Source organism: Promineifilum sp. (SeqCode), assembly GCF_041918635.1.
In the GTDB taxonomy this organism is placed as follows: domain Bacteria; phylum Chloroflexota; class Anaerolineae; order Promineifilales; family Promineifilaceae; genus Promineifilum.
Genome location: NZ_JAYRVJ010000634.1, coordinates 1 through 12,053, shown reverse-complemented (window position 1 = coordinate 12,053; position 12,053 = coordinate 1). Strand labels below are relative to the sequence as shown.

General features: G+C 66.5%; 9 protein-coding genes. 6 read left to right on the top strand and 3 right to left on the bottom strand.

From position 1 onward, the window contains the following. Positions 1–97: 97 nt before the first annotated feature. From ACE3UY_RS18630 to ACE3UY_RS18620, 3 genes are all read right to left on the bottom strand, one after another. Complete coding sequence (locus tag ACE3UY_RS18630; RefSeq protein WP_374688983.1) at positions 98–1,723, bottom strand: aldehyde dehydrogenase family protein; 1,626 nt, start codon at positions 1,721–1,723, stop codon at positions 98–100. A 74-nt stretch (positions 1,724–1,797) separates the two neighbouring features. Next, complete coding sequence (locus tag ACE3UY_RS18625) at positions 1,798–3,612, bottom strand: GMC oxidoreductase (protein WP_374688982.1); 1,815 nt, start codon at positions 3,610–3,612, stop codon at positions 1,798–1,800. Positions 3,613–3,859: 247 nt separating this feature from the next. After that, positions 3,860–6,349: a GAF domain-containing sensor histidine kinase gene (locus ACE3UY_RS18620; RefSeq protein WP_374688981.1), complete on the bottom strand. Its 2,490-nt coding sequence runs from the start codon at positions 6,347–6,349 to the stop codon at positions 3,860–3,862. Between the two features lie 206 nt (positions 6,350–6,555). On the opposite strand from ACE3UY_RS18620, the gene ACE3UY_RS18615 reads away from it, so the two are divergent. The 6 genes from ACE3UY_RS18615 (at position 6,556) to ACE3UY_RS18590 (ending at position 12,042) form a co-directional block, all read left to right on the top strand. Then, on the top strand, positions 6,556–6,801 hold the full coding sequence (locus tag ACE3UY_RS18615) for an acyl carrier protein (RefSeq protein WP_374688980.1): 246 nt from the start codon (positions 6,556–6,558) through the stop codon (positions 6,799–6,801). A 107-nt stretch (positions 6,802–6,908) separates the two neighbouring features. Then, complete coding sequence (locus ACE3UY_RS18610) at positions 6,909–8,696, top strand: AMP-binding protein (RefSeq protein WP_374688979.1); 1,788 nt, start codon at positions 6,909–6,911, stop codon at positions 8,694–8,696. Continuing rightward, positions 8,689–10,560 (top strand): APC family permease, encoded by a 1,872-nt coding sequence (locus ACE3UY_RS18605; protein ID WP_374688978.1) that lies wholly within the window; start codon positions 8,689–8,691, stop codon positions 10,558–10,560. Before ACE3UY_RS18610 ends, ACE3UY_RS18605 begins: the two co-directional genes overlap by 8 nt. Before the next feature lie 95 nt (positions 10,561–10,655). Continuing rightward, positions 10,656–11,195: a DUF1269 domain-containing protein gene (locus tag ACE3UY_RS18600; RefSeq protein WP_374688977.1), complete on the top strand. Its 540-nt coding sequence runs from the start codon at positions 10,656–10,658 to the stop codon at positions 11,193–11,195. Between the two features lie 254 nt (positions 11,196–11,449). Next, positions 11,450–11,683, top strand: coding sequence for a DUF433 domain-containing protein (locus ACE3UY_RS18595; protein WP_374688976.1), 234 nt, complete (start codon positions 11,450–11,452; stop codon positions 11,681–11,683). Further along, the gene (locus ACE3UY_RS18590) at positions 11,680–12,042 is read left to right on the top strand and encodes a DUF5615 family PIN-like protein (RefSeq protein ID WP_374688984.1); all 363 of its coding nucleotides are present in this window, start codon (positions 11,680–11,682) and stop codon (positions 12,040–12,042) included. Before ACE3UY_RS18595 ends, ACE3UY_RS18590 begins: the two co-directional genes overlap by 4 nt. Positions 12,043–12,053: the final 11 nt, after the last annotated feature.

Below are 12,053 nucleotides of genomic sequence, written 5' to 3'. Positions count from 1 at the left end.
GTGGTGGGGGTGATGGCGGCGGTGATGCTAGGCCGTAAGAAGTAAACAGTGGTCAGTGGCCAGTGGTCAGTACTGACCACTGGCCACTGACCACTGTTTACTTCTTACGGCCTAGCATCACCGCCGCCATCACCCCCACCACCGACGCCGCGCTCAGGCCGACAGCCGTCCGGGTGACCGCCTGGCGGCCCTTAGGGTCGTTGGTCAGGTAGTCCAGCAGCGGCGCGACGCGCTGCTGCGGCGTGACGCCGAAGAAGCCGCCCAGGATGGCCTTGCCCAGCCGGTAGTGGCCGGGGTAGCGCACCATCGTCGCCGGGTCGATGGGGTTGGGCGGCGCGCCGACAGCGTAGCTCTTGGTGTGGGTGAACTGCGTCACCTCGCCCGCGCCGTGGGTGCGCGCGTTGCCCGACATCTTGACCCCGCCGAACGGCAGCAGCGACACCGGGTAGTGGGACATCGTGTCGTTGATGTTGACCACGCCCACCTGGAGCTGTTCGGCCACCCGCTTGGCGTGGGCCAGGTCGCGGCTCCAGACGTAGGCGCTCAGCCCCATCTCGCTGTGGTTCGCCATCTGGATGGCGTGGGTGTCGTCGCTGACCTTCATGATGGGCAGCACCGGCCCGAACGTCTCCTCCCGCATCACCTGCATCGTGTGATCCACGTCGGCCAGCACCGTCGGCTCGATGAACATGCCCGTCTGCTGGCCGCCCATCAGCACGCGCGCCCCCTTGGCAATGGCGTCCTGCAAGTGGGTGTTCACGATGTCGCACTGCCGCTCGAACGTCAGCGGCCCCATGCGGTACGGGTTGTCGATGTCGGGCGAGTAGCCCACGGTGAACTTGGCCGTCTCCTCCAGCACAGCGGCGACGAAGGCGTCGTACACCTTTTCGTGGACGTAGACGCGCTCGACGGAGACGCACGCCTGCCCGGTGGTGTAGAACGCGCCCCAGACGCCCCAATGGGCCGCGGCGCGGATGTCGGCGTCCTCCAACACGAGCATGGGGTCTTTGCCGCCCAGTTCGTAGAGGAAGGGGATCATGTGCTCGGCCGCCGCCTTGGCGACGATGCGCCCCGTCTTCACCGAACCGGTCAGGAAGAGCAGATCGGGCTTTGACTTGACCAGCGCCGCGCCCACGCGGCCGTCGCCGTGGATGAAGCGCACGAAGGGGGCCAGTTCGGGCACGCGCTGGAACAGCTTCTCCAGTTCCACGCCCGTGGCCGCGGCCACCTCCGACGGCTTGACGACGACGGTGTTGCCGGCCAGCAGCGCGGCGACGATGGGCGGCAGCATCAGGTCGATGGGGTAGTTCCACGGGCCGATGATGCCGACCACGCCGAAGGGCACGCGCTCGGTGTAGTAGCGGCGGAAGAAGTACAGCCCCGGCGGCACGCGGCGGCGGCCAAGCCACTTGGGCGACAGCCGCGCGTACTGGTGAATCTTGTCCACCGTCATGATCACTTCGTGCAGCGCGTCGCCGCGACTCTTGCCGTGATCCTGGTTGACGATGGCCGTCAGTTCGTCCGTCGCGTCGATGATGACCCGTTGGAACTCCTTGATAATGCGCGCCCGCTCCTTGAGGGGCTTGGCCGCCCACGTCACCTGGGCCGCGGCCATCTCCCGGCGCGCCCGCATGACTTCCTCCTCGGTTGACATGCGCACTTCGCCAAACTTCTCGCCCGTCGCCGGGTTGATAAACTCGATGCACTCGGTTCGTGGGTCCATCTTTACCTCTCGAAGAACGAGGGGCTAGGGGCCAGGGGCAGAGCGCTCTTCCCCTGGCCCCTAGCCCCAAACCCCTAGTCCCTATTTTTGAGCGCCGCCAGGAGCAGCGGCAGCAGGCCGACCAGCAGCATGAGCAGGGCCAGCGGCGCGATGCGTTTGGCCGCGGCTGCGCCGTTGGTCGCCCCATTGGCCGGCGCGGCGGCCACCGGATGGCCGTCCACCGTCACCACGTGCGGGTAGGGCAGCGGCGTCACGGCCGGCGCGTCGGCGCGGGCCGGGATGCGGCTCATGGCCCGCTCGGTCATGGCGGCGATGGTCAGGCTGGGGTTCACGCCCAGGTTGGCCGGCACGACGGAGCCATCGGCCACGTACAGCCCCGGATAGTTGAACACCTGCTGGTCGATGTCCACCACGCCTGTCTTCGCGTCCGCCCCCATCGGGCAGCCGCCGAGGATGTGGGCCGTATTGGGGATGTTGAGCAGGTCGTTCATGCCCACCCAGGGCACGCCGTTCACTTTCTCGGCGAAGCGGTTGACCACGTCGCTGCCAGCCACGACGCAAGTGGGGATCGGCTCCTCCGGGTCGCGTTCGGTGTAGACGCCGCGCCGTAACCCCAACCGCAGCGACGGGCCACGGCGGAGCTTCATCTTGTTCTCGACGGTCTGCATGATGAGCAGCACCGTGTCGCGCTCGGCCCAATGGGGCAAGAAGCGGGTGTGCAGGAAGTCGCCCGGCTGGCGGAAGAAGTGCTTGACCGAGGCCCACAGCCGGCCGCCCAGCCCGTGCCCTTCACTGCCGTAGCCGGCCAGCGGCCAGATGAGCGAGCGCATGAACGACGAGCCGGGCGGGTAGCGCACCGGCTCAACGCTGGTCACGTCGTCGGCCCAGAAGTGGGAAGTGATGGCGACGCCCTGCGAGAAGTCCTGCATCCGGTCGCGGGCGGTCACCCCCATCAGCGCCTCACTGTTGCTGCGCACCTGCTCGCCCAGCATGCGCGAGACGAGCGGCAGCGTCTTGTCGTCGTCGCGGCACTTCAGCAGCAGATCGACCGTGCCGACCACGCCGGCCGAGAGGACGACGTTGCGGGCCAGCACACTCCCCTGCCGCTTGCGCGTCCAGTCGGTGATCTTGTGGTACGTGACTTCGTAGCGCGCGCCGCCGGGGCGCTCGCCGTAGAGCGGGCGAATGCCCTGGACGTTCGACTCGGCCAGCACGGCCGCGCCGTACTTCTCGGCCAGGTAGAGATAGTTCTTGTCGAGCGTGTTCTTGGCGTTGTGGCGGCAGCCGACCATGCAGCCGCCGCAGTGGATACAGCCGGTGCGCGTCGGGCCGTCGCCGTCGAAGAACGGGTCTTGCACCGTGATGCCCCGCTCGCCGAAGTAGATGCCCACGCCGGTGGCCTCGAAGGTGTCGGCCTGGCCCAGGTCTTCGGCGATGGCTTGCAGGGTGTGGTCGGCCGGCCAGAAGCAGGGGTTGGGGGCCGTGCCCAGCATGCGGTTGGCCGTGTGATAGTGGGGCATCAGCTCCGCTTCCCAATCGGCCAGATGGGCCCACTCGTCGGCCTCAAAGAAGCGCTGGGGGGGAATGCGATGGGTGCTGGCGTAGATGAGGCTGCCGCCGCCCACGCCAGAGCCGTTCAGCAGCCACAGGTCTTTGAAGAAGTTAAGACCCTGCGGCCCAAAGCAGCGCAGCGCGGGCATCCAGAGATAGTTGAAGACGTTCCAGTTCGTCTTGGGGAAGTCCTCCGACCGCCAGCGCTTGCCACGCTCCAGCACCAGCACGGAGTACCCCTTCTCCGTCAACCGCCAGGCGGAGACGCTGCCGCCGAAGCCGGAGCCGATGATGACGTAATCGTAGACCTGTGAAGAATCGACCGGCTGTTCGTTCATATCTCTTACCTCGCCACAAGATGACCGCGGACGGCCGACCGCCGATTCCGTTATTATAACACAATGCGTCATAAAATGCGCAGTGCGTCACAAGTTTGTAGTCAGGCAATTCATTGCCGTTCCCCGCGCCGGCAGCGCAGCCTGTAGCGCAGCCATTCCTGGCTGTGTCAGGCCGCCGCGGTCAGGAATGGCGGCGCTACAGGCCGCGGCCAGGAATGGCCGCGCTACAAGAACGGCAATGAATTGCCTAACTACGAACGGTTGCCGGAACCCACCCCGTGACCATTGTCCCTTCCCCTACAACCGAAGTAAAGTCGAGCCGCCCGCCGCACACCTCCAGCCGCGTCTGCATCGACCGCAGCCCAAAGCGCCCGTCCTCGCGCGCCGCCTCACGCTCCTCCGGCGTGGAGCCGCGGCCGTTGTCGCGCACGCAGAAGCTCACGCGGCCCTCCTCGCGCCAGACCAGCACGCTCACCTCGGTCGCCTCGGCGTGGTTGACCACGTTGTCCAACGCCTGCTGGATGACCCGGTAGAGCGCGTGGCGCGTCTCGACGGTCGTGCCCACGTCCAAATCAGCCGTGGCCGAGAAGTTGACGGTCAACCCTGACCGCTGCCGCACGTGGGCCGCCAAGCCCTGCAAGGGGCGCGTCAGACTACTTTCCAGTTGGTTGGGGGCGAGATTGAGCTGGATGCCGCGCAACATGATGGCGGCGTCCTCGATGTCGGCCAGGCAGCGGTTCAGGATGGCCGTCGCCTGCGCCGGATCGGCCTGCATCAGGTCGCGGCTGACGGTCAGGAAGAAGGGCAGCCGCCCTAAAAATTGCTGGATGGTGTCATGCAGTTCCTGGGCCAGGTGGAAACGCTCCCGCTCCTGGGCCTCGGCCACCCGCTCCGGCATGTGGCGCAACTCCTCCATCTGCCGCGCGGCGAAGAGGAAGAGCGCCGCCTGCTGGCCGACCAGTTCGGACACGGCCAGGTCGCGCTCATCGTAGACCTCCTCATCCCAGCGCCGTCCCAGACCCAGCAGGCCGATGGGCGTCTCCGCGGCGACGAGCGGCACCACCACCTCGATGGGGCCGCCCGAATTCAGCGACCGCAGCCAAAGCGGAGTGGACTCGCCGGCGCGCACGCGGACGGGCTGCCCACGGTGGGGAACCTCGTCGAGCGCCAGGGCCAGCCGCTCGGGCAGCACCGGCAGCGGCTCACCCGCGCTGCCCACCAAAGCAAACTGCTTCCTCTCCGGCTGCCACAGCCAGACGCCGGCCCGCTCTAGCTCCAACTCATCCACTAACGCCTGGGCAATCGTCTGTGGCAGATCGCGCAGGTCGGTGCGATCCATGACCCGGCCGCCGAATGACCGGGCCGACTCGTAACTGCGCGGTTCCCACTGGAGAAAGCGGCCGAACCAGCCGCGCCAGCTGGCCTGGCTGCTCCAGAACAGGCTGGCGGCGAAAACGAGGGTGAACATCGTGATGAAAGGCGGGCGCATGGCGGCCAGTTCTGGCAAATGCCCCAGCCGCCACAGCCACGCGCCCACGGCGGCCAGCAGAGCGCTGAGGGCCAGGATGATCACGAAGATGAACAACCGCGACGGGCTGCGGAAAGTCTGGTAGCGGATGATGATGTAGGCGAAGGCGATGGGGGTTGCCAGCAGGGTGTAGCGCAGGTCAAGGCCGTTCCAGAAGGCCGACCGCGCCGCCGGGAAGCCGGGGATGACGGGGCCGAGCACGATGATGACCATCGGGATGGAGCACAACAAGCCAACCAGCAGGATGCCCGCGGCCCGTCGCTGGCGGCGCGTCTGTCGCTCGCGCATCCACGTCCAACCCAGACGGACGAACAAGGCCACCACGCCGCCCAACGCCAGATACAGGATCGTCCGGTACGTGGCCTGGTCGATGGCATCGGCCAACGGGACGGGCACAGCGGCCCAGAAGGAGAATCGTGTGGCCGCCAGCCCTAGTCCGGCCAACAGGCCCAGCCCATAGAGGACGCATAATGCCAGACGTGGCTGGGCCGGCAGGGGAACGGGAAAGACCAACGCCAGGTGGAAGAGCAGCGGCCCAATAAGCCCGGCGGCGATCATGTGCCCCAGCTTGGGCAAGTTGACGAGCAGGCGGGCGTCGGTCGCCATGGACGTGACAGCCGTCAGCCGCTGCAGGGCGATGCAAGCGCACAGGGCGGCGAACACCTGGACGGTGACCGCCGCCGGCCGGGCCCGCAGTACCACGATCCCCAGCAGCAGAAACGTGACAGCCACCGTGATCTCCGGCATCTTAACGTCGAGCACGTCGGCCAGGGTGATGGGGACAGCTGTCACCGTCGCCGACCACGGAGCGCCGCCCGCCCGGCCGTCGACGGTGACGGCTACGGAGCGCGCCCCAGCTCCGGCGCGCGTGAATTCGGCCCAGGCGTTAGAGGCATAGGGCAGGTCGTTGATGGCTCGGAGCATGTCGCCATACCGCAGGTCGCCGCGCGCCAACCACCAGTCGGGGGTTTCGTGGATCACGTCGGCCCACTCCTGGCCGACGTTGCTGTAGGTGATGTAGCCGCCGAAAGGATGGCCGATCTCCAGCGCCAGACTGAGCGTGCCCAGGAAGCCAAAGAATACGGCCAGGATGATCGCCGCGCCGGCTCGATTGCGCAGCCAATAGGGGATGGCGACACGCGCCGGTGACGCCGCAGCCGGCTCTGGCACAGCCTGGAACCTCACAACCGCCTCCTGTCCGAAGCGCATCCCCTTGCCCCTCCCTACTACCTCTGAGGCGCGTCCTGATGATGCGCGATGGACGATGAGATTAGTATAGCACAGAAGTGGGGGATGGTTCCAGAGGTAGCCCCCTATCTCCACGTTGCCTTCTTCGCGCCTTTGCGTGAGAATAGCATCCGTCGTGGCACAGGTTTCTTAACCTGTGTCTTGTAAAACACGACAAGGATCAACCCATGCACGAACCGACCGCGCGCGAGCAGTTGCGCGCCTACATCACCCGCGAACTCATCCGCGACCCCGATTACCGCCTGGCCGACGACGAGGGCATCATCACCGGCGGCCTCATCGACTCGTTCGCCCTGGCCGAACTCGGCGTCTACATCGAAAGCGCCTTCAACGTCTACATCCCCGACCCTGATCTGACCGTGGCGAAGATGGATACGCTGGATCAGATTGTGGAGCGGGTAGAGAGGGGGTAACAGCGCGGGGGAGCAGGGGTGCGGGGGTGCAGGGGTGAAAGAACCATCGGCTTGATGGGCTCTCCTCTCCCCCGCCCCTCTGCTCCCCTGCTCCCCCGCTCCCCACCATGCTCACCTTAGCCAATCGCACCGACTACGCCACCCTCCTCGACGCCGAAACGCTGCGCGCGGCCGATGAGCGGCCGGCCATCATCTACCTGGAGACCGACCAGCCGCCCACCACCGTCAGCCGCCGCGCCTTCGCCCAAGTCACAGCCGCTTACGCTGAAAAACTACACGAACTGGGCCTGCGACCTGGCGATTTGATCATCATCGCCCACACGCAAAACCTGGAGAGCATCTACGCTTTCTGGGGCGCGCTGCGGTTGGGGGCCGTGCCGTCGATGTTCCCGACGCTGACCGAGAAGCTCGACCCCGACGTCTACATGGGCAGCCTGGCCGAACTGGCGCGGCTGTCGGGCGTGGCCGCCGTGCTGACCACCGACGCCTTCGCCCCCACCCTGCGGCCACACCTGCCCTGCCCGGTCTATGGTTCGTCGGAGTTGAAGAGGAACGATCCGCAGATTTCGCAGATTACGCAGATTAAAGAAGAGTTGCCGGCGGCCTATAGACTATCACCTGCCCCTCTTGAATCTGCTAAATCTGCCCAATCTGCGGATGATACCGCCTTTCTTCAGCACAGCAGCGGCACGACAGGCCTGCAAAAGGGCGTCGCGCTGAGCCACGCCGCGGTGCTCAACCAGCTCGCCGCCTACAGCGACGCCATCGCCCTGAATGCCAGCGACGTGATCGTCAGCTGGCTGCCGCTCTATCACGACATGGGCCTCATCGCCGGCTTCCTGCTGCCGCTCGTGCAGGGCGCGCCGCTGGTGCTCATGTCCCCCTTCGACTGGGTGCAGCACCCCGCCCTGCTGTTCCGGGCCATCCACGACTACCGGGGCACGCTCTGCTGGCTGCCCAACTTCGCCTATAACCACTGCGCCCGCCGCATCCGCCGGCGCGACAGCGACGGCCTCTCGGTCGCGTCCATGCGCCTCTTCATCAACTGCTCGGAGCCTGTCCGGCACGACAGCCACCAGTTGTTCCTGGAGCGCTTCGCCGCCAACGGCGTCCGGCCGGAGATGCTCGGCGTCAGCTACGCCATGGCCGAAAACACCTTCGCCGTGACGCAAACCCTACCCGACCGGCCTGCCTGTCTGGACGCTGTGAATGGCGAAGCACTTAAACATGATCGCTACGCGAAACCCGTTGCGCCCGATGAGGCCGGCGCGCACATTCGCGTCTCCTGCGGCCCGCCCATCCCCCACACCGAGGTGCGCGTCCTGGATGACGACGGTCGCCCCCTGCCCGAGCGCCGCGTCGGCCAACTGGCGGTGCGCTCCGACTGCCTGCTGACCGGCTACTATCGCCGGCCCGACCTGCAACCCTTCACCGCTGACGGCTGGTATCTGACCGGCGACATGGGCTATCTGGCCGAGGGCGAGGTGTACGTCGTCGGCCGGGCGCGCGACCTGATCATCAACGCCGGCAAGAACATCTACCCGGCCGACATCGAGGCCGTCGTCAACGGCGTGGCCGGGGTGCGGGCCGGGCGGGCGGTGGCCTTCGGCGTGCCCGACGCGCGCGAGGGGACGGAGTTGGTGGCGGTGGTCGCTGAGGCAGCGGTCGCTGAGACAGCGGCCGGCGAGACAGCGGCCGGCGAGACAGACAAAGCGGCGCGCGCGGCCATCGCCCGCGCCATCCGCGCCGAGGTCGTCCGGCAGACGGGGGTGACGGTCAGCTACGTTCACCTGGTCGGGCCAAAGTGGCTGCTGAAGACGAGCAGCGGCAAGCTGGCGCGCGGGGCGAACCGGGAGAAGTGGCTGAAAGAAAAAATAACAGGTAGCTATGATTAACCACGTTCGCCATTTGTTGCTCGGCTCGCCGCTGCCGTCGGCCGACGTGGGGCACAACCGGCTGGACAAGGTGCGCGCTCTGGCGGCGCTGTCGCCGGACGCGCTGGCCTCAGTGGCCTACGCCAATCAGGAGATCTATCTGGGCCTGCTGGTGGCCGGCGCGGCGGGCCTGATGCAGTCGTTCACGCTGGCCCTGGTTATCACGGCGCTGTTGGGCGTGCTGGCCCTGTCCTACATGCAGACCATCGCCGCCTATCCCTCCGGCGGCGGCTCCTACACCGTGGCCCGCGAGAACCTGGGTGAGTTGCCCGGTCTGGTGGCGGCGGCGGCGCTGATGATGGACTACGTCCTCAACGCGGCGGTCAGCCTGACGGCCGGCGTGGCCGCGCTGGCCTCGGCCTTTCCCGCCCTCTGGCCCCACCGCATCGGGCTGTCATTGGCGCTGCTGCTGCTCATTACCCTGGTCAATCTGCGCGGGCTGCGCGAGGCCGGCACGGCCATGGTCGTGCCGGTCTACCTCTTCCTGGGCGTCTATCTGGGCATGATCGCCTGGGGCATCGGCGTGGCCCTGGTTCAGGGGCCGGGCGTCTTCCCTGCCGTCATCCCCCCGCCGGCCGAGCCGGCCGTGATGCCGGGTGCGCTGGCCCCGGTGACACTCTTTCTGCTGTTGCGCACCTTCGCCTCCGGCGCGACAGCGCTGACCGGCGTGGAGGCTATTAGCAACGCTGTGCCCATCTTCAAGGACCCGGTGACGGTCAATGCCCGCCGGACCATGGCGGCCATGGCCGTGCTGATGGGTATCCTCTTCCTGGGAACCATCGGCCTCACCCAGTACCTGGCCGTCGTCGCCGGGCCAGAGGAGACGATCCTCTCCGCGCTCGTTCGGCGTCTGTTCGGCTCCGGCGTGGTCTACCTGTTGGTGCAGCTGGCGACGCTGCTGGTGCTGATCGTCGCCGCCAACACCAGCTACACCGACTTCCCGCGCGTCGTCTCGCTGATGGCCCGCGACGGCTTCGTGCCGCGCCAGTTGCGCGCTCTGGGCGACCGGCTGGTGTTCTCCAATGGCATCCTGCTGCTGGCGGGGCTGGCCGGGCTGCTCATCGTCGTCTTCGGCGGCGACACCCACGCCCTCATCCCGCTCTTCGCCGTCGGCGCCTTCCTGGCCTTCACGCTGTCGCAGTCGGGCATGGTCTTGCACTGGTGGCGGGAGCGCGGGCCGGGCTGGCGGGCGAAGCTGCTGATGAACGGCGCGGGCGCGCTGGCGACGGGTGTGGCCCTGCTGGTTATCGGAGCCAGCAAGTTCGCCGGCGGGGCGTGGCTCATCATCCTGCTCATCCCGCTCCTGGTGCTGCTCTTTCGCGCCATTCGCCGCCACTACGCCGAGGTCGGCCGGCAGCTGCGCCTGGACGACGACGCGCCGCCCGCCGGCTGTACCCGCCACCCGCGCATCGTTATGCCCGTGGCCGGCGTCCATCGCGGCGTCATCGAGGCGCTCAACTACGCCTGCTCGATCAGTGACGACGTGATCGCCGTCTACGTGGAGATGGAGCCGGATTCGGCCGGGGCAATGCGCGCCCGTTGGGAGGCGCATGGCCTGGATCGCGTGGCGCGGCTGGTCACGGTTCCGTCCCCCTACCGCTCGCTCATCGGCCCTTTCCTGGACTGCATCGACCGGTTGGACGAGGAAAGTCCCGACGGCTGGCCGGCGACGGTGCTCATCCCGGAGTTCGTGCCGGCGCGCTGGTGGCACTTCCTGCTGCACAACCAGAGCGCGCTGCCGCTGAAGTGGGCGCTGATCTATCGCCGCCACCGGCACGGCAAGGCGCGGGCGGTGATTGACGTGCCGTTCTACCTGAAAGAATAGGATGCTGTTTCTTCTCTAGCACAATTTGCTAGAATCAGCCCGGTGATCCGCCTACCGGTGATCCGCCTAAACGCAATATGCAAGGAGAACACAACATGACCCAACAACAACCCATCGCCTATCATCTCGTCGCTTACGAATTCGCCGGGCGCGACCGGGCGGCGCAGGTCGTCGACATCGTGCGCAAGGAGCGGCGGGCCGGCGGCTACAAGGTCGCGGCCTGGGCCGTGCTGGAAGTGGACGAGCGAGGCAAATCGAACGTGCGCCAGTCGGGCAGCGGCGGCATGGGCGCGGTGCTGGGCGGGAGCGGCGGCGCGCTGCTCAGCCTCATCGGCGGGCCGGCCGGGCTGCTGGCCTGGGCGCTCGGCGGGGCGCTGGTCGGCGGGTTGGCCGGCAAGCACTTCGGCCGGCTGTTCGACGTGAACCAACTCAAGGCCATCGGCGCGGGCATGGAACCGAACAGCTCGGCCCTGGTGGTCATCGTCGAGGACACCGCCCTGCAAAAGCTGGCGGGCGAGATGGGCGAGATGGGCGCGGCGGTCATCAGCCTGACCATCGGCAGCCAGCTCTCCGGCGAGGTGGCGCAGTTCGCGGCCATCGAGTTGGGCGAGGAGAGTGACGCGCCGGCTGCCTGAGCGTGGTAGTAAAGTCTGAAGAATAGGACGCTGATAGACGCTGATTTGGGCGCTGATTTTCGCGGCTGGCGACAGGAAGCTACGGAAGTCGGTGGGGCAAGCGGCGTCTATCAGCGTCGCTTCCTTTATGGTATGATTAGCGAAACTGGCCGACTTGAAGGCTCTCTTTCGAGAGACGCAGGCACTGCCCAAGCTCGAACAGTCACCGAGGATGAGAGCGCGGCCGAAATAGGGTCATCAAAGGAAACGTGGTGATGGACAAACTGGATCGAATTACATTTGACCCTCATATCATGGGTGGCCGAGCGTGTATTCGTGGGATGCGTGTCACCGTCTCACTAATCCTCAACCTCGTTGCCAACGGCATGACAACCGCCGACATCCTGGCTGCCTATCCCTACCTAGAGGCTGAGGATGTACAGCAGGCCCTCCACTATGGCGCGTGGTTGGCGGAAGAACAAGTGGATTGGCTGCCGGCGACCGTATGAGATTCCTAGCGGACATGGGGATCTCGCCAGAGGCCGTCGCGTGGCTAAGGGCACAAGGCCACGATGCCGTGCACGTGGCCGAGAGGAGCTACCACAGACGTTCCGACGCCGACATCCTGGAGTTAGCCAGGCAAGAAGATCGCATCGTCCTCACGCACGATCTAGGTTTCGGTGCGCTGATGTCCTCGACCGGATCGTCAGTTCCGTCCATTATCATCTTCCGCCTAAGCGATATGCGCCCAGTTTCGGTCATTGCGTATTTGCAGATCGCGCTAACACGACATGGTACAACACTGCGGGAGGGGGCCATCCTGTCGTTGACAGAACGACGCATCAGGGTGCGCAAACTACCGCTGTAGTTCAGCGGCCG